This is a genomic window from Rhodopseudomonas julia, assembly GCF_030813515.1.
GTDB lineage: Bacteria > Pseudomonadota > Alphaproteobacteria > Rhizobiales > Afifellaceae > Afifella > Afifella julia.
On the sequence record NZ_JAUSUK010000001.1, the window covers coordinates 1,160,926 to 1,178,844 of the forward strand.

General features: G+C 63.8%; 17 protein-coding genes, 1 tRNA gene and 1 pseudogene. 12 read left to right on the forward strand and 7 right to left on the reverse strand.

Going from position 1 to position 17,919, the window contains the following annotated elements; translation table 11 throughout:
* Position 1: 1 nt before the first annotated feature.
* The 7 genes from J2R99_RS05380 (at position 2) to J2R99_RS05410 (ending at position 8,380) form a co-directional block, all read left to right on the forward strand.
* Positions 2 to 1,099: an acyltransferase family protein gene (locus tag J2R99_RS05380; protein WP_307153438.1), complete on the forward strand. Its 1,098-nt coding sequence runs from the start codon at positions 2 to 4 to the stop codon at positions 1,097 to 1,099.
* 342 nt (positions 1,100 to 1,441) lie between these two features.
* Positions 1,442 to 2,383, forward strand: a complete 942-nt coding sequence (locus tag J2R99_RS05385; protein ID WP_307153439.1) for a glycosyltransferase — start codon at positions 1,442 to 1,444, stop codon at positions 2,381 to 2,383.
* A gap of 87 nt (positions 2,384 to 2,470) precedes the next feature.
* A complete protein-coding gene (locus J2R99_RS05390) occupies positions 2,471 to 3,253 on the forward strand; it encodes an ABC transporter permease (RefSeq protein WP_307153440.1) in 783 nt (260 codons plus the stop codon).
* Positions 3,253 to 3,972: an ABC transporter ATP-binding protein gene (locus J2R99_RS05395; RefSeq protein ID WP_307153441.1), complete on the forward strand. Its 720-nt coding sequence runs from the start codon at positions 3,253 to 3,255 to the stop codon at positions 3,970 to 3,972. Before J2R99_RS05390 ends, J2R99_RS05395 begins: the two co-directional genes overlap by 1 nt.
* 251 nt (positions 3,973 to 4,223) lie before the next feature.
* Entirely contained in the window at positions 4,224 to 5,324 is a 1,101-nt protein-coding gene (locus J2R99_RS05400; protein WP_307153442.1) for an ABC transporter ATP-binding protein, read from the forward strand.
* A 237-nt stretch (positions 5,325 to 5,561) separates the two neighbouring features.
* Positions 5,562 to 6,584, forward strand: a complete 1,023-nt coding sequence (locus tag J2R99_RS05405; protein WP_307153443.1) for an extracellular solute-binding protein — start codon at positions 5,562 to 5,564, stop codon at positions 6,582 to 6,584.
* A gap of 32 nt (positions 6,585 to 6,616) precedes the next feature.
* Complete coding sequence (locus J2R99_RS05410; protein ID WP_370872270.1) at positions 6,617 to 8,380, forward strand: ABC transporter permease; 1,764 nt, start codon at positions 6,617 to 6,619, stop codon at positions 8,378 to 8,380.
* Here the strand turns inward: J2R99_RS05410 and catB are convergent.
* The 3 genes from catB to J2R99_RS05425 all read right to left on the reverse strand — a co-directional run bounded on the left by catB (position 8,361) and on the right by J2R99_RS05425 (position 10,422).
* Positions 8,361 to 8,999 carry a type B chloramphenicol O-acetyltransferase gene (gene catB / locus J2R99_RS05415; protein ID WP_307153444.1) on the reverse strand — a complete coding sequence of 213 codons (639 nt, stop codon included), beginning with the start codon at positions 8,997 to 8,999 and terminating at the stop codon, positions 8,361 to 8,363. The two genes, J2R99_RS05410 and catB, sit on opposite strands and share 20 nt — an antisense overlap.
* 380 nt (positions 9,000 to 9,379) lie before the next feature.
* A complete protein-coding gene (locus tag J2R99_RS05420) occupies positions 9,380 to 9,607 on the reverse strand; it encodes a hypothetical protein (RefSeq protein WP_307153445.1) in 228 nt (75 codons plus the stop codon).
* A gap of 71 nt (positions 9,608 to 9,678) precedes the next feature.
* On the reverse strand, positions 9,679 to 10,422 hold the full coding sequence (locus tag J2R99_RS05425) for an SDR family NAD(P)-dependent oxidoreductase (RefSeq protein WP_307154150.1): 744 nt from the start codon (positions 10,420 to 10,422) through the stop codon (positions 9,679 to 9,681).
* An 81-nt stretch (positions 10,423 to 10,503) separates the two neighbouring features.
* Here J2R99_RS05425 and J2R99_RS05430 point away from each other — a divergent pair, with 81 nt between their 5' ends.
* Entirely contained in the window at positions 10,504 to 11,067 is a 564-nt protein-coding gene (locus J2R99_RS05430) for a TetR/AcrR family transcriptional regulator (RefSeq protein WP_307153446.1), read from the forward strand.
* 195 nt (positions 11,068 to 11,262) lie between these two features.
* Here the strand turns inward: J2R99_RS05430 and J2R99_RS05435 are convergent.
* Positions 11,263 to 11,352: transfer RNA gene (locus tag J2R99_RS05435), tRNA-Ser, on the reverse strand.
* 296 nt (positions 11,353 to 11,648) lie between these two features.
* On the opposite strand from J2R99_RS05435, the gene J2R99_RS05440 reads away from it, so the two are divergent.
* Entirely contained in the window at positions 11,649 to 11,972 is a 324-nt protein-coding gene (locus J2R99_RS05440; protein WP_128291915.1) for a hypothetical protein, read from the forward strand.
* A gap of 33 nt (positions 11,973 to 12,005) precedes the next feature.
* Positions 12,006 to 12,671 (forward strand): peptide-methionine (S)-S-oxide reductase MsrA, encoded by a 666-nt coding sequence (gene msrA / locus J2R99_RS05445; RefSeq protein ID WP_307153447.1) that lies wholly within the window; start codon positions 12,006 to 12,008, stop codon positions 12,669 to 12,671.
* A gap of 71 nt (positions 12,672 to 12,742) precedes the next feature.
* Here msrA and mepA read toward each other — a convergent pair whose 3' ends face one another.
* The gene (gene mepA / locus J2R99_RS05450; protein WP_307153448.1) at positions 12,743 to 13,780 is read right to left on the reverse strand and encodes a penicillin-insensitive murein endopeptidase; all 1,038 of its coding nucleotides are present in this window, start codon (positions 13,778 to 13,780) and stop codon (positions 12,743 to 12,745) included.
* 114 nt (positions 13,781 to 13,894) lie between these two features.
* Here mepA and J2R99_RS05455 point away from each other — a divergent pair, with 114 nt between their 5' ends.
* Positions 13,895 to 14,833 carry a glycosyltransferase family 2 protein gene (locus J2R99_RS05455; protein WP_307153449.1) on the forward strand — a complete coding sequence of 313 codons (939 nt, stop codon included), beginning with the start codon at positions 13,895 to 13,897 and terminating at the stop codon, positions 14,831 to 14,833.
* A 35-nt stretch (positions 14,834 to 14,868) separates the two neighbouring features.
* Here the strand turns inward: J2R99_RS05455 and J2R99_RS05460 are convergent, their stop codons facing one another.
* Positions 14,869 to 15,867, reverse strand: coding sequence for an extensin-like domain-containing protein (locus tag J2R99_RS05460; RefSeq protein ID WP_307153450.1), 999 nt, complete (start codon positions 15,865 to 15,867; stop codon positions 14,869 to 14,871).
* Positions 15,868 to 16,165: 298 nt separating this feature from the next.
* A pseudogene (locus J2R99_RS05465) lies at positions 16,166 to 17,005 on the reverse strand (L,D-transpeptidase family protein); the annotation flags it as partial.
* A gap of 701 nt (positions 17,006 to 17,706) precedes the next feature.
* On the opposite strand from J2R99_RS05465, the gene J2R99_RS05470 reads away from it, so the two are divergent.
* Complete coding sequence (locus J2R99_RS05470; RefSeq protein WP_128291908.1) at positions 17,707 to 17,883, forward strand: DUF1328 domain-containing protein; 177 nt, start codon at positions 17,707 to 17,709, stop codon at positions 17,881 to 17,883.
* The last annotated feature ends 36 nt before the right edge of the window (positions 17,884 to 17,919 follow it).

The following is a 17,919-nucleotide window of genomic DNA, read 5'->3' on the forward strand; positions in this document are numbered from 1 at the left end:
CATGCCAGACCGTCTGCCGACCGCCCGCGACGAGAGCCGGCCTCCGCGAGTTCTCGCTCCCGTCCCCGCGCATATTCCGGCTCTCGATGGTCTTCGAGGAGTGGCGGCAGTCATCGTCATGCTCTCGCATGTGGCCAGTGCCACGGGCGTCGCGCATGAGTACTTTCAGCGCGGCGGCGGTCAGATCGGCGTCATGATCTTCTTCGCGCTGTCCGGCTTTCTGATGGCGCATATCTATTTCGAGACGCCGCCACGGGCTTCTGCGCTCTACAAGTATCTGGTTGCGCGCGTCGCCCGTGTCGTGCCGCTTTTTCTCGCCGTGGTCTTCTTCTCCTACGCGGTGACGCGCTGGAAAAGCGGCGAATATCCCTTTGTCTATTCCATCGACGGCGCCGGTCTCGTCGATCACCTGCTTCTGCAGCGTGGCGAGAACGTGCTTTGGACGATCCCGGTCGAGCTACGCTTCTATGCGCTCTTCCCGCTCTTCTGGATCCTCTATCGCGTCTCGAGCAATATCGCCCTTTTCTCATGTCTGGCGCTTGCTCTCGCCTACTTCGTCCTGCCGCCCTCCTCCATGCCGGTCATGCATCTCGGGCATTACTTCGTCATCGGCATGGCCACGAAGCTTCTCTCCCAACGCATCCATCTCGCGCCGAGGCTCAACGATGCGGGCTTCGTCGCCTCCGCCGCGATGATCGCATTCCTCTTTCCAATGCCGTTCATCTGGCTGTTCGGATATACGCCGCGCATGTGGTGGGAGCCGCAGATCGCGCTGGCCGTCTTCCTCCTCCTTTTCTTCACCTTGCGCAGCAATCTCGCCGCAGGCCTTCTCGGGACGCTTTGGCTGCGCAAACTCGGCGATATCTCTTATTCGCTCTACCTCACGCACATGCTGGCGATCGGCAATCTGCGCTACTTCCTCGATCCGCAGACCCATCCCGTGCTTCTCGGCGTCTCGGCCATCACGCTCGCCATCCTCCAATCCTTCGTGATCTTCATCCTTTTCGAGAGACCGGCGCGCCGCCTCATCCGTCGCTTTGCCGGACCGAGGCGACGGCCTGCCATGCGCTCTGCGCCCGTCGCGCCGCGGAAGGGTTGACACAGCGTGCATCGGCGAGGATGCCTTGGCCGCGACAGGTCAAAGCCGCCCGTCGATCTCTCGATGCCTCAAAATCACCCTAATGCGCCGGACATGAGCCTCGTCGATTTTCAACCCAGGGTCAGCCGGCTTGCCAGTTCTGCCAGACGCTCCGCACACCTTCGCATCGCGACGCTGCATCGACGCCTCGGGAGACGTCGCGAAGGTCACGTCTGCGAGGCAGGGGCATGCCGCCTTCCGGCATCGCGGTTCGACGCGATGAGCGCCATCTCAAAGCGGCACGGCACACGAATGCGAGCAGCGGCGGATTTTCACCAAAGCGGGGCGGCGTAGACGATGTCCTTGTCGCGAATTGAACCGGATGCGCCGCGGACCGCCGTCCTCCTGTCGGTCTACAACGGTGAGCGTTTCCTGCTGCCGCAAATCCAATCCCTGAAAAACCAGACCGTCGCGCCCATCGACCTTTGGATCTCAGACGACGGTTCCTCCGATGGCTCCGACAAGATCCTGACAGAGACCGAACGGCTGTGGGATAAGGGAACCTGCCGTCGTCTAGCAGGTCCGCGCGATGGATTCGCGGCCAATTTCCGCGCACTTCTCGCCAATCCCGATATTGAGGCCGATTACATCGCCTTCTGCGACCAGGACGATCTTTGGGACGAGGACAAGCTCGCCGCCGCGATCGCCTGGCTCGCCGCCGAGGATCCGAAAACGCCCTCCCTCTACTGCACGCGCACCCGCCTCATCGCCGAGGACGGCAGCCTCCTCGGCTATTCACCGCTCTTCCCACGCACACCGACCTTCCAAAACGCCATCCTGCAAAGCATTGCGGGCGGCAACACGATGGTCATGAACAAGGCCGCCCACGAGTTGATGCGCGAAGCGTCCCGTCGCAGCGACTTCGTCAGCCACGATTGGTGGTGCTATATGATGGTGACGGGCGCCGGAGGACGGGTGCATTACTCGCCCGAGGCCCGCATCGGCTACCGTCAGCACGGGCGCAACCTCGTTGGCGCCAATTCCTCCTGGCCGGCCCGCCTGCGCCGGGTCACCTTCCTCACCAAGGGCGGCTTTCAGGACTGGAACGCGCATAATCTGGCCGGTCTGCGGGCCTGCTGGGATCTCTTGACACCGGATGCGCGAAACGTCATCGAACGCATCGAACAAGCGCGCTCCGGGGCGTTGCCTAAACGCCTTTCCGCGCTTTGGAAATCCGGCGCCTATCGACAGACTGTCTACGGAGATATCGGCCTTTATGTCGGCTGCATCATCAATCGCCTGTGACGCTGCCATGCTGTCGCCCCGGCGCGCGCCCAAAGTCGCCGCTGCGCACGGGCTTTCGGCGGGATGGCAACGCGTGAGGCAGTGGCAATGCTGAAATGGCTGTGGGCCGCGTTTGCGGATCTGCGCGAGGGGATCGCCTTCCGCCGCGCCTGGATGGCGCTTGCGGGCGAGGACATCACCGACCAGCACCGGCGTACGGCGCTTGGGCCGATCTGGCTTCTCATCAACTACCTCGCCTTCGTCGGAACGTTCATCGCCATCTTCGGCTATGCGCGCGGCGCCGGCTTTTCGGCCTATGTGGCGCTCGGCTTCTTCGTCTGGATGTATCTGTCGGAAGTGATCAACCAGAGCATCTCGCTCTTCGTGCGCGAGGAGAATTTCATCAAGGGCACGCGCCTGCCTCTCTCCGTCTACGTGTTCCGACTGACCATGCAGTCGCTCATTCGCGCCGGCTATGCCCTCATCGGCCTTCTCGGCCTGCTCTTCATTCTCGGAACGCCGATCACGGTGGCCTGGCTGTGGTCGTTCATCGGCATTCTTCTCATCATCGCGATCACGCCGGCCGCGATCACCGTGCTCGCCGTCGCCGGGGCCTTCTTCCCCGACCTGCAGTTCGTCGTCGGCAACGTCATCCGGCTCGGTCTCTTTCTCACGCCGATCTTCTGGTATCCGGCCGAGGGTGCCATCCGCGGGCATTTCTATTTCTGGAACCCGTTCACCTATTTCCTTGAGATCGTGCGGGTTCCGATCACGGACGGCGTCTTGCCGCTGCATGCCTTCTTGGTCTGTGGTTTCATCGGCGCCGTCTCGTGGCTTCTGGCTCTCTGGAGTCTCGGCCGTTTCCGTCGGCAGATCATCTTCGTTCTGTGATGCCCTCCATTCATCTCGACAATGTCAGCCTCGTCTACCGCGTCCGGCACAAGCTGAGCTTTCGCCCGGCCGACCGCAGGCTGAGCCCCCCCGGCGGCGTCATCGGCGGCCGCGGCACGAAGCGCTTCGTCACCGCGCTCGATGGCGTCAGCCTCGATCTCAAGGCCGGCGACCGGCTCGGTCTTGCGGGTCCGAACGGGGCCGGCAAGACGACGCTGCTCAAGGTCATCTATGGCGTCTACGAGCCGAGCGGCGGCATCGTTGAGATCGACGGGCGCGTCGACGCCCTCTTCAACATCACGCTCGGCTTTCGCGGTGAGGCGACCGGCCGGCGCAATGTCGAGCTCCGCGGCCTCATCAACGGTTGGAGCAAGGAAGAGATCGCCGAGCGCATGCCCGAGATCATCGAGTTCAGCGAGCTCGGCGAATTCATCGACATGCCCCTGAAGGCCTACAGCCAAGGCATGGCCGCGCGCCTCGCGTTCTCGGTCGCAACGAGTTTCGAACCCGAAATCCTGGTCATGGACGAGTGGATCGGCGCCGGCGACAAAAGCTTTCAGGACAAGGCGGCAAGCCGCATGAACGCGCTTGCCGAAAAGGCGGGCATCATGATCCTCGCCAGCCACAACCCGACGCTCTTGAACCGCACCTGCAACAAGATCCTCACTCTCGAGAAGGGCAAGATCAAATCCCTGGAGCCGACGGCCACGACCGACTGAGGAGCGCGTCCCCCTTCGCCCCGTCCGGCCGCTCCACGCTCGGCACCGCTCAAAACAGGCCGTGCTCACATCCCGGTCGGCGTCTCCTGACATATCCTGGCGCCACGCGGCTGGGCGAGAATGCGCGAGGGCAAAGAGCCCCTCCAACACACGCGACCGTTACCAAGCGGGCCCGTTTCAGGACATGCGGGAAACCGCCGTGGGTGCTAAGGCTCGGCGCGCCGTCATCTCCCGAACCGAGGGCCAGGCCGATGAACGACGAGCCACCAATCTTGCCGCCGATCCTGAAGGTCGACGGCGTCACGCGCCGATTCGACGGAATGCCCGCGCTCGACAACGTCTCCCTGGAAGTGAGAGCTGGCGAGATCGTCGCGCTTCTCGGACATTCGGGCTGCGGAAAATCGACGTTGCTGCGGATCATCGCCGGCGTTGAGGACATCGACCGCGGCCAGGTTGCGCTTGGTCGCCAAGTCGTGGTCGGCGGCGATATTTTCGTCGAACCCGAGATCCGCAATGTCGGAATGATGTTTCAGGATTATGCCCTGTTTCCGCATCTGACGGCGCGCCAGAATATCGGCTTCGGCCTGAAGAAGATGCCCCGCAAGGAAGCCGCGGCCCGCGTCGCCGCCATCATCGAGCGGCTGAACCTCGAAGCCCTCTGCGAGCGCTATCCGCATATGATGTCGGGCGGCGAGCAACAGCGCGTCGCGCTCGCGCGTGCACTCGCGCCTCAGCCTCATATGCTCTTGATGGATGAGCCGTTCTCCAATCTCGACCGGGGATTGCGCGAGAGGATCCGGAGGGAAACCGTGGACGTGCTGCGCGCGCTCGGCACGACGGCGATCATCGTGACGCACGACGCCGAAGAAGCCCTGGCGCTGGGGGATCGCATCGTCCTCATGGACAAGGGCAGGATCGTGGAAGAGGGATCAGGCGAAGACATCTATCGGACGCCACGCACCGCGGATGCGGCTCTGTTTTTCTCCCACGTCAACATCGTACCGGCACAGCCCTCGGGGGAATGGCTCGAAAGCCCGATCGGACGATTCCCGGATCTTCGCGCAAGGACCGGCCCGGTGCGGCTCTTCATCAGACCGCAGGCCATGGCACTTGCAGAGCAGGGAATTCCGGCGCGCGTGAGCGGTCGCATGCTTCTGGGTGAGATCGAGGAACTGGTGCTGAAAATCGAGGCGCTCGAAGACCCTCTCGTCATGCGGACGACCGCGCGCAGCGACGTCGAGGTCGGCGATGACGTCCGCGTCCGTTTCGATACCGGCAGCATTCTCGTCTGCGAGGGCGATCATCCGTCCTCGCGCGCCCTCAGCCCGCTCTTCGATGCGGGCGGCGTTTGACGAAACGGGCGGCCGCAGGAAGCGCTCGCGGTCTGCCAAAACGCGGCCGTCCGAGAGGCGGCCCACCTGAGAGGCGGCGGGCAGGGCCTGCCGGCACGACCCTCCACACGCAACTGTGACCGACATGCCTGGGCGATCGGCGGTTCAAGCCGGCCGTAAATGTTGACTCTTTTTTTCATCTATGAATTAAGGCGCCCCTGGATGCGCTGGCATCCGGACCGCAGACGGAGAGGAAACATGACGCCTGCCTTGAAAATTGCCATCGGTTTCATCGCGCTGAGCGCCGCCATGCCGGCTGCCGCGCAGGAAGTGAACATTTATACGACACGGGAGCCCGGGCTGATTCAGCCCATTCTCGATGCCTATACCGCCGAGACGGGGACGGCGGTGAACACGGTGTTCCTTCAGGATGGCCTCATCGAGCGGGTCAAGGCGGAGGGCGAAAGCTCACCCGCCGATATTCTGATGACGGTGGATTTCGGCGCGCTGATCGATCTCGTCGATGCCGGGCTCACTCAGCCGGTCGAATCGGAGGTTCTTCGTTCGGCCATTCCGGAGAGCCTGCGCGACCCGAAGGGCAATTGGTTCGCGCTCTCGGGACGTGCGCGCATCGTCTACGCGGCACGTGATCTCGACCTCGATTCCATCACCTATGAGGAGCTCGCCGATGAGAAATGGCGCGAGCGTCTGTGCATCCGCTCCGGCCAGCATCCTTACAATACGGCCCTCTTCGCCGCCTATATCGCCCATCATGGCGAAGAAGCCGCGGAAGAATGGTTGCGTGGTTTGAAAGCGAACCAGGCCCGCCCGGCAGCCGGCGGCGATCGTGACGGCGCCCGCGATATTGCGGCCGGCATCTGCGATATCGCGGTCGGCAATTCCTACTATGTCGGCCGCATGAAAAGCGGCGGTGGCGGTGCCGAACAGGTCGAATGGGGCGATGCGATCAAAGTTCTGATCCCAACCTTCGAGGATGGCGGAACGCATGTGAACATCACCGGCGCCAGCGTCGCCGCACACGCGCCCAATCGCGAGGAAGCCATCGAGCTCCTGGAATACCTGGTGTCCGACGAAGCCCAGAAACTCTATGCCGAGGCCAATTTCGAGCATCCGATCACAAAGACGGCCGAGCCGCATCCGATAGTCGCCTCTTTCGGTGAGGTCGTTCCCGACACGATCTCGCTCGGACAGGTGCTGCCTCACCGCACGGTGGCGAGCGAGATGGTCGACCGCCTGAACTTCGATACCTTTGAGAACTGAGCGAGGGAGCCCGCCTCCCGCGCGCGTTTCCCATGAGTGAACTGGCTCTCAGGCCAATGCGCAGGCGCGCACGGCTCATCCCGAACGGATGGGCCGTGTTCGCGTTCGGGGTGGCCTTTTTTGCCGTCCTGCCGATCGTGGTCATCCTCACGACCGCCATGGAAGACACCGGCTCGCTCTGGTCCCATGTCGTGGCTGGGATCCTGCCGCAAGCGACCCGCACGACGCTGACACTCCTTCTGGGCACAGCCATTCTGGTCACAGTAATCGGAACAGGTTGCGCCTGGCTCGTCACGGCGTACCGATTTCGCGGCCGCGCGTTCCTGGAATGGGGGCTGCTGTTGCCGCTGGCCGTGCCGACCTACATCATGGCCTATGCCTATATGGATGTGCTGAGCCCGCTCGGCTTCATCCAAGGCGTGATCCGCGACCTTCTCGGCTATTCCAGTCCGCGCGAATTTCGGCTGCCGGACATACGCGCCATGTGGGGGGCGATCACCCTCTTCGGCTTCGTCCTCTACCCTTACGTCTATCTGACCACTCGCATGATGTTCCTCACGCAGGCGGCCAACCTCGTGGAGGCTTCGCGCACATTGGGGACGAGCCGTTCCGCCGTGTTCTGGCGGGTGGCGTTGCCGCTTGCGCGCCCGGCAATTGCGATTGGGGTCAGCCTCGCGCTCATGGAAACGCTCAACGACATCGGCGCGTCGCAGTTTCTCGGCGTGCGGACGTTGACGGCGTCGGTCTATACGACCTGGATCGTCCGCAACGACCTTGCAGGGGCAACCCAGATCGCCAGCGCCATGCTGATCTTCGTGGTCGTGCTGATCTGGCTTGAGCGTTTCGCACGGCGGCGCCAGCGCTACGCCACCAACGCCCAGCGCTCGCGGGCCATGGCTGCGCGCCCCCTCACCGGCGTGAAAGGCGCCCTGGCCTTTACTATCGGCTTTCTCCCGATCTTCATCGGGTTCGTCGGCCCGGCGTCCTATCTTCTGACCGCTGCCATCCGGCGTATCGAATTCGCCGGCATCTCGCCCCACATCGTGCAGGCGACGATCAACACGGTCGCGGTCTCGGCCGCAGCAACAGTGTTCGTTCTCGTCGCGGGCTTCGTCGTCGCTTATGCCAGCCGCATCCGTTCCGGGCCGTGGTCTGGGAGCTTTCTGCGCCTCTCCACACTGGGCTACGCCGTGCCAGGGACGGTTCTGGCGATCGGGGTCCTCATCCCCGTTGCGGCGCTCGACCGCTTCATCGATCGCAGCGCCAGCGATTGGTTCGGCCTGTCGACGGGCCTGTTGTTCATGGGGTCCGGTTGCGCCCTCGTCTATGCGTACACGGCCCGCTTCCTCGCCATCTCCTCCGGAGGCATAGAGGCGGGACTAAGCCGCATCCCGACCTCCTATGATCATGCCGCCCGCACGCTCGGCTATACCTCGACCGGTTCGCTTTTGAGGGTCCACCTGCCCCTGTCACGCACGGCGCTCACGGCCGCGGGCCTTCTCGTCTTCGTCGATTGCATGAAGGAGCTGCCCGCGACGCTTCTCCTGCGCCCGCTCAATTTCGAGAGCCTCGCAACCCTCCTTTATGGCGAAGCCGCCCGTGGAACCTATGAAGATGCCGCTCTCGCCGCTCTGGTGATCGTGGCGATCGGGATGCTGCCGGTGACGTTGCTGGCGCGGGTGGGAACCTCTTCATCGGAGCCCGCCGCCCTGCGCGACCGCGCGCAGGACGACCGCTCTGGCGGACCAGTCTCAGAAGCTGACAGTGAAGCGCTCGTCACTCGAATGGTTCGATAACCTCCCGCCAGTGGCGATGAAGGGCCGGAATATCGCCGCTGGTGAGGATCGGCATAGCCTGCTTCAACGCAGCGTCGTCCCAATCCCACCAGCGAAGTTCGAGGAGCTGGGCGATGTGCGTCTCGTCAAATCGCTTGCGGATGACCTTGGCAGGATTGCCGCCCACGATGGCGTAAGGTTCGACGTCCTTTGTGACGAGGGCTCTGGTTCCGATGACGGCGCCATCGCCGATCGTGACGCCCGGCATGATGATCGCCTCGGACCCGATCCACACATCGTTGCCGATCACCGTATCGCCCGCCGGCCGATATCCATTCTCCGCTCCTGCGAAGGCGAGAACATCGGACATCCAATAGAACGGGAACGTGCTGATCCAATCGTTTCTGTGGCCCTGGTTGCCGGCCATGATAAAGGCCGCACCCGAACCGATCGAACAGAACGAGCCGATGATGAGCCTGTCGACACCTTCATCCGGCAAGAGGAAACGGGCGCACTCATCGAAGCCGTGCCCATGATAATAGCCGGAATAATAGCTGTAGCGTCCGACTTGGATGTTCGGGTTGGTGACGAGACGATCAAGAGTGATGCCCCTGAAGGGGCTCTCAAAGACATTTGCCATAGCGATTACCGTACGCTCGCAAGCCGCATATGCGGCAACGCATCACCCGCAAATCTGCAGGCGAACATGGGCAAGAGATCTCCAGGATCGCTTGCCACGCGCTTCTGACGTCAGAGACGCTGAAGCGGTATGCGGGTGGTACAGTCTGCGGACTTCATGTCGTCATCATGCTGCGCAAATCGGCGCGCTAATATGGCGGAGGGAGAGGGATAGCGATGAGAACTACGTCTACGCTATAGCCGTCCCAAACCCCTCGTAAGCACGGAGCCCAAATATCTGACAAGATGAGTAAAATCTCTCTTGGCGTGATCTGGCTCTACCATGTCGCTTGGCCGCCAATGGACCAGAGCAGGCCAGTCAGCCGAGCCCTCAATATTGCGTCATTTACCTTGGAAGAAGCTGTCGATCTCCCCGACGAACAGCTCCGGTTTGTCGAGATTGACGACGTGGGTCGTTCCACCATGCACAAGAACGACATTGGTTGCGGGGGCGTTGGCAGATGCAACAACCTTGTCGGGTACTTGGGCGTTGGCAGGCCCCTCGGCATAGGCGGGGCCTGCAACCGACAGCGCCAGCAGGGTGGCAGTCAGAGTTCTCACCATGGACATTCCATGACCTTCCGGATTTGCTGGAGCGCAACGAGTGTCGCTCCCACCGCTTCCCGGAAACCGGCGCGCGGTCAGACCGCCGCGACCCCGCCATCGACGAAGAGCTCATGGCCCGCGACGAAGCTGCTTTCGCTCGACGCCAGGAACAAGACGGCATTCGCGACCTCTTCGACGTGCCCCAGGCGTCCGAGCGGAACTCTCTTGATCACCTCTTCCTCCGCCCCCCGCCCTGAGTCGAAGTGGTCCCGCATCAGCCGGGTCTCGGTGGCGCCGGGAGAAACGACATTCACGCGAATGCCGCGTTCCTTCAGGTCGAGGGTCCAGCTCCGTGCGAAGGAGCGCACCGCCGCCTTGCTGGCGTTGTAGAGTGACTGTCCGGCGTAGGCCTTCGATCCAGCGACCGAGCCGTTGAGAACGATCACGCCCCCTTGCGTCATCAGCGGCAATGCCTTCTGCACCGTGAAGATCAGACCCTTCACGTTGAGGCCGAACGTCGAGTCGAAATGCGCTTCCTCGATCGCTTCAAGCGGGATGGGTTGGTGCATGCCAGCGTTGGCGAAGACGACATCGACCCTGCCGTGGTCACGCTCGACGCGCTCGTAGAGCGACGTCAGGTCGGCGAGGTTCGTGACATCTCCCTGCACGCCGATCGCGCCGTGACCGATCTGGCTGACCGCCTGATCGAGCAACTCCTGCCGCCGTGCGGTGATGTATACCCGGGCGCCTTCTTCCGCGAAGCGCTGCGCGGACGCCAAGCCGATGCCGTCGCTGCCACCGGTGATCACCACGACCTTGTCTTCGAACCGTTTCGCCATCATATCGTCCTTTGTGTAAGTGGACTGAATCTCCACTTACTATATGGAGAGAGTCTCCACTTAACAAGCCGGGGGAGAAAAATGAGCGAATCTGGTCTACGCGCCGATGCGGAACGGAACCGCCAACGCATTCTCGTCGCGGCGGAGGCGCTGTTTCTGGAACGGGGCGCGAGTGTCTCGCTGGATGAGGTGGCCAAACGAGCCAAGGTCGGGGCCGGCACGCTTTACCGCCGCTTCCCGACGCGAGAGGCGCTTTTGGCGGCCACCAGCAACGAACGCTTCACGTCAGTCGCGGAGGCGAGCCGCGCGCGCGATGCGGATCATGGGCCCGAGGAGGCGCTCCGTCATTTTCTCGAGGAGCTCGCGCTGAACACGAGCGTCTACCGGAGCCTCGCCGCGTCGCTCGGGACCGTCATCCAACACGGGACGCCCGGCTGTAACGCGATCACCGAGGAAGGGCACCGACTGCTTCGGCGCGCGAAGGAGGCCGGGATCGTGCGTGAAGACGCCAGCTTCGACGACATCATCTGCGTTGTCAGCGCAATATCCATCGCGGTCGAAAAGGAAACCGCACCAGCGCCGCGCGTTGCCCATCTGGTGGACCTGCTCTTCAACGGTATGCGCGCACATTTACAGATCCGGTGACCTGTGAGGTCCGATTTTGCAGGATACGCATACAAGCGGGGTGTTTCAGAGGGGTGCCGCAGCCGAGTTTCCGCCAGCGTTTTCACCCCCGTTATCCGATTGTTTGCAGGATGCCGCCGATGGTCTGCTCGATGCGCGCCCTTGCGCTGTAGAGGAGCCTGGCGAAATGGACCGGCTGTTCTTTCTCGTTGGCAGTGGCGGAGGGAGAGGGATTCGAACCCTCGAGACGGTTGCCCGCCTACACGCGTTCCAGGCGTGCGCCTTCGACCACTCGGCCATCCCTCCAGCGAGGCTCCCCTTTAGCGATGCCGCGCCGCGAGGGCAAGGCGGAGAGCACGAATTCGTCGCTGTTGCGGTCAGCGCCGTTTCGGCCTTCTGCGACGGGCGCCCAATCTTGCGATCGGGACCGGCCGCGGCGGCCCCGACAAGGCGTCCGGTCGGTGACCGGGCGCGCAGACGAGGCCTGATGCGAAACGTCGAAGACCGAGCGTCGACGAAAAGCCGGAGCGCGATTGCACGCGCGCCAGCGCGGCCCTACCTAATGAGCCAGGAATGAAACCTCAAGTGCTGCGCAAAGCCAGATGATCCGCTTTCTTCTTCGTTTCCTGGCCATCTGGCTCGCTGCCGCAGGCCTCGTCATGGCCGTCATCGATGCGGCGAAATCGATCGCCGAATCACGCCTCGTTCTCACGCCCTTTGCCGAGACCTGGGCGAATTGGGCGGCCGCGAGCCTCGATGCGGCGCATCATGCCGTTGCCGACAAAGTGCCGTGGCTCTGGGCGTTTCTCGAAAAGGTGGTGCTGACGGCACCGACCTTCGCCGTCTTGCTGGTCGTGGCCGCACTCCTCTTCTGGCTCGGCCGGCCGCGGCGGCGTTTCACCTTCGCGCATGAGCGCGACCTTTAGACGACGCGACCTCCAGAAAAAGGACACTCCCCCATGTTCCCCTTCGACCGGTTCGCCAAGAAAACCAACCTTCCGCAGCCCGAAGAGGCGTTGCCCGGCCGCGCTGAAGCGCTGCCGACGGCCGAGACGCATTTCGTCAATGGCCGCTCCCTCAAAGGGCCCTATCCGGAGGGTCTCAAGACGGCGGTCTTCGGTCTCGGCTGCTTCTGGGGGGCGGAGCGCGTCTTCTGGCAGACGGACGGCGTCTATGTGACGGCGGTTGGCTATGCGGGCGGCGTCACGCCGAATCCGACCTACCGAGAAGTGTGCACCGGCGGCACCGGCCACAACGAGGTGGTGCTCGTCGTCTACGACCCGAATGTCATCAGCTATTCGAAGCTCCTCGCCCGCTTCTTCGAAGCGCATGATCCAACCCAGGGCATGCGCCAGGGCAACGATGTCGGCACGCAATACCGCTCGGGCATCTACGTCTTCGACGAGGAGCAGAGGCGAAAGGCCGAAACGGCCAAGGCGGCCTATGCGAAGGTTCTGAAAGACAAGGGCTTCGGACCGATCACGACGGAGATCGTCGAGGCCCCCGCCTTCTATTTCGCCGAGGATTACCACCAGCAGTATCTGGCGAAAAATCCCGGCGGCTATTGCGGCCTCGGTGGCACCGGCCTCTCCTGCCCCTCCGTGCCGGAGAATGCGGCCGCCTGATCAGGCGAGATATCAAACTCCGCCGTACGGAGAGCGACAGAGCACCTGCGACCCCCCTCGTCAGAAGAGGCTCAGCGGATCACGGCCGGCCGCGCCTGCGGCAGGGTATGCGGCATCGACGGCGCGCCGGGCGCCCCGACATCGGGGCGTAGCGCCACGGCCTTGGCCGCCACGTCGGCCGGAACATCGTCCCCATAGGCGGCAAGCGCGGTGATCGTGCCAGGCTTATCGCCGGACGCCAGCACCTGGCGGCAGGCATTGGGCAGATCGTCGAGCGTCGTCTCACGCTTCTTCGCAGGCTTCTTGCTTGGCTTTGCCTGTCGATAGGGTTCTTTCGAATACCACCAGGCGAGCGGCGCGCCGCAGCCGTCGTCCTTGCCCGTCGCACGTTGCGGCTCGCAGCCGGGCGAACCGTCCGGGCAGACAAGACGCACATGGATATGCTCGTTGTGACCCCAATAGGGACGCACCTTGGCAAGCCATGAGCGGTCGCCCGTTGCCGTCTCGCAGAGCTTCTTCTTGATGCCGGGCGCGACGAAGATACGCTGCACCTCGGGATAGGATGCGGCGCGCTTGATGAGCCTTGCATGCGCATTCGTCCAGCGTCGCGGATCGACCTCATGCGGCCCGACTTCCACGACGGGAATGGCCGACATCGTCTCGCGCTCCTTTGCCGAGAGCCGGCGCTGCGGCATCGGCTGCAGCCAGATATCGATGTCGAGACCGACCTGGTGCGAGGCATGGCCCGAGACCATCGGGCCGCCGCGCGGCTGGGACATATCGCCAAGGAGAAGCCCCGGCCAGCCGTCCTTGGTGGCGGCCTCGCGCCCCAGCCACTCGATGAAATGAATGAGATTCGGATGGCCCCAGATGCGGTTGCGCGACAGGCGCATCGCCTGCCAGTAGGGGCCGTCGACGGTGATCGCCTCGCCTCCCGCCAGACACCCCTTGGAATAAAACCCGACCGCCGCGGCGCGCCCTTCGGAGGGAAGCTTGGCGGCCCCGAAATAGCGCTTGGCCGGAATCTGGTCCGCCAGACCCGCGGCCGGCCAGCCCGCCAGAAACAAGGCGCTGAAGGCAAAAACGAGTCTTGGGACGAATCGTAGCATTGGCAAATGCTATCATGCCGGTGCCGTGATCCGAAGCCGGCACCTTACTCTCCTTTAACGCTTTAGAAGCTATCTTTGGCTTGCGTTTGCACGGCATTAAGGGGAAGCGTCGAAATGAGCGAGTTTACCGCCTGCGAGGGTCTCGGCGTCGCCGTGCTTCTGCCGTGCCGAGATCAGGCGACCACCATCGAGAACGTGGTGCGCGGCTTCCGTGAAGCTCTGCCCGATGCCCGCATCTACGTCTTCGACGAGAATTCCTCCGACGACACCGCCCGTCAGGCGCGAAAGGCTGGCGCCCGCGTTCTGCGCGGTCCGAGCCACACCCCAAGCCACGCACCGAACCATGCGGTGTGGCGGATGTTCGCTGATATCGACGCCGACATCTATCTTCTCGCCGCGGGCGACGGCTCCTGCGATCCGGCCGATGCGAGCTCGCTCATCAACGCGCTTTTGACGGAACGCGTCGATATGGTGGTCGGCACCTCGGCGATCCTCGGCGGCTGCGGCACCGACGACATGCGCCACGGCGCCGGCAGTGTCTTCGACCTCTACCGGCGCTTTTTCGGCACGGGCCTTTCGGCGCGCACCTCCATCTACCGCGCCCTCAGCCGGCGCTTCGTCAAGAGCTTCCCGCCGGTCTCCGAAGGGCTCTCCCCTCAGACCGAATTGTCGCTTCATGCAAGCGAGCTCATGGTGCCCGTCGCCAGCCTGTCGCTTGATGGGGGCCAAGGCGCCAGCGAGCGGAACCCGGCAGAGAATGTGCGTCACGCCGTGAGCGAAGTGGCCACCTTCCTGCGTGTCATGCAGGTCGCGCGCCCGCTTCCGCTCTTCGGCATCGTCGGCCTCGTTCTCGGCCTTCTCGGATTTCTTGCCGCTCTGCCGGCGCTCTCCGACATAGATTCCGTGCAGGCCAGCGCACTTCTTTCGGCGAGCGCTTTCGTGCTTGCGGGAATATCCCTCTCCTGTGGCCTCATCCTGGAGAGCCTGCGCCGCTCGCGGCTCGAACAGAAGCGCATCCTGTTTTTGAGCGTGCCGGCACTCCCCATTCAGTAGCCCGATCACACCTCGGCCCTCGCAGAACGCGGCGGCTACTGGCAGATGCGGTAGCCATTTCGACGTTCCTTGTTGTCGAAATGAAAATGCGTGGCATGGGCGGCGTTGGCGCCAGGCCCGAGCACCGTGGTGAAATATTTGCAGGCGCCTTCACGGATGCGCTTCTGAAAACGGCTCGCGGCCGCATCCGCGTCCTCCCGCTTTTTCACGGCAACCGGCGAACGGCTCTTGAAGGTGATGGCGCTGACGTCGATCGCATTGGCCAACGCGTGCTCTGAGATTTTGGCGCCCGGGCGATTGTAGCGCGTGCGGCAAACATAGCCGGAGGCCTGGGTCACGCCGCGCAATTCAGCACCGTCGAGCAGCTCTTCGGCCGCCGGCTTCACGACCTCCTTCAACCATGTGGCGAGCGCCTCCGTCACCGCACAATTGAGCGTGACGGGAGGCGAGATGCCAACGCCCGGCGCGAGCTCCTCGACCTCGATCGGATGAGCTATTTCGCAAGCACCACCATCGGAGATGGCTGGCTCCTCGTCGAATGCCACACCGAGAGCCCTGAGGCGCCAGACACACTGACGGAAGTCTTGCAGCGCAGCCGCTTCGGCCTCCGCATCCTCTTTCGACGACTTCGACGCCTCCTCGGCCGCATCCTCATCCGGCTCGGCTCCTGGCGCCGCAGGCGCCTCAGACGGCCTCTCGGATGGGGGTTGGGCGATCAGCGGCTTCACCGGCTGTGGCGCATCTTCCGGGCGGGCCTCGGGAAGCGGCGGCGTATCTCTCGCCGCATCCTCGTCCGCCGGTTCTTCTGCCCTCGCGTCCCCCGGCGTCTCGTCCTGGCCTTCGGTACCCGTTTCAGCCTGAGATGGGTCCCCGTCTTTCGGCATTTCATCGGCTTGCGTGTCGTCGGTCGTCAGAGAGGGAACGAGCGGCACCCCCTCCTTTTTGGGCTCGCTCGCCTCTTCTGCCTCTGGGACGGCACGCTCTCCGCCCGGCTCTTCGTCGTCCGCATTATCCTGCGGGCGGACATCCGGCACGGGCGGGAGAGCTCCCGCATCCCCGTTCGATCCGTGCGGCCGCGGCTGGGGCGCCGGCGGTGCACCGCGTGTCTCGTCCGCAGAGGGGGGCGCAGAGGGGGGCGCAGAGGGGGGCGCAGAGGGGGGCGCAGAGGGGGGCGCAGAGGGGGGCGCAGGAGAAGGTCGACCCGCCGCGGTGGGCACATCCCCGCCCGGAACCTCGGCCGGACGCGGCTGAGGTTTCAGCGGGGGCGTCTCGGCCCCCGCCGTGCCAATCCCGAGGGCGAGCGCAAGCGCAAAGCCCCAGGCCGGAAGCTGGCTAGTCAAGAAATTCCACCTTCGTGCCGGGCTTCACCATATGGGCGAGCTCCGTGGCGTCCCAATTCGTCAGACGCACACATCCATGCGAAAAGGTCTTATCGATCGCCTCAGGCGCGGGCGTCCCGTGAATGCCGTAGGTCGGTTTCGACAGATCGATCCAGACAGAACCGACAGGACCATTGGGACCCGGTGGGATCGTCAGAACATCGCGATTTTCGCCCTGCTGGAAGTTGACGTCCGGCCGGTAGGTATAGGTCGGATCCAAGGCGACACCTTCCACCTCGACCGTGCCGCTCGGCGACGGCGTATCGGAGCTGCCGATCGTCGCGGGATAGACGACGAGGAGCCGGCCCGCGGCGTCATAGCCGCGCAGGGCCGCAAGCCCTTTATCGGCTTCGATGCGTGTCACCTCGCCTTTGACATCGCCCCCCGGGGCCGCCACGGCAATCATCGTCCCCGGAACGGAGAAATCGGCCTCGGGGTTCAGCGCCTTCAGAAAACCCTCGTCCATGTGAAAGCGCTCAGCGAGCATTTCAGACGGGCTCGTGAAGGCGAGCTGCTCCATCGCCGCCTTCTCGCGGTAATCGGACGGGATGGAAGAGACGAAGGGCCCGGCCACATCCTCTTCGGTGATGCGGTAGGAGGTGACGACCGGCGTGGTGTCGTTTTGCGCGATCTCCGCCCAGAGTGTCGCCGAAAGCTGGCCGTCCGGGACCTCCTTGCGCGACAATTGAAAGTTCTGCACGGCCTTCTGGACGTTGTCGCCCCAATAGCCGTCGATGACGCCCGGCGAAATGCCGGCGCGATCGAGAAGCACCTGCAGCTTCACGATGAACGGATCGCGGTGCTTGGTGACGAAGACATGATCCTCGGCGAAATTCGCGGAATTGATCGTGTCAGGTGTGACCAGAGGCGCCGCCATATCCTGCTCGCCGAGGGGAACCGCTCGGAGCGGCTCTGTCGCGCTGCCAGCTGGTGCATCGCCGAACACAGGTGCATCGGCGGGAGGCGCGGCTGACGCAGGCGGCTCCGCTGCAGGCGACGGGGCGGCGAGAGGCGGAGCAGGCTCGACGATGACCGGCGGCGCAGACGGAGCGGGAACCACCGGCGGAGGGGGAGGTGCGGGAGGGGGAGGCGCCGGCTCGCCTGGAGCCGGGGCCGGACCGAGAAGCACCGAACCCGGTGAAACGCCGGGGGGCGCCTCAAGCACCTCCTGAGACACGGCCGGCGGGATGAGAAAGGAAACGGCGGCGACACCGACAGCGGCCCGAAGGGCAAGGCTGCAAACAAAACGGATGGACATCAAAGAGGATCGGAAAATTCTTGTTTCGGTTGAAGGACAAACGCCGATCCGCCCGAAACGCTCCCTTGCTGTTCTCCGTAGGCCCCTCTGCGCCAGCGCCGTTTTCGGCCATGCATCGAGGCAGGAGCTGCAGGCAAGACACCCGACATCACGCAGATGGGCGGGAACAAGGCGTTAACGCAGCGGTTAATTCGGTCAGGTGCAACGACACCTGAACCTACCGGAGAATTTCCACCATGCTGAAATGGGCCCTTATCTTTGCCGTGATCGCGGTCATCGCCGGCGCACTCGGCTTCAGCGGGATCGCTGCGGGTGCCGCCACGATCGCACGCTTCCTGTTCTTCATCTTCCTCGTCGTCGCCGTCATCTTCTTCGTGTTGATGCTTCTCGGCGTCGGCGCAGTGGCCGTTTGAGGCCAGCTTTTATCCGGGCCGTGCCTGGCGCGGCCT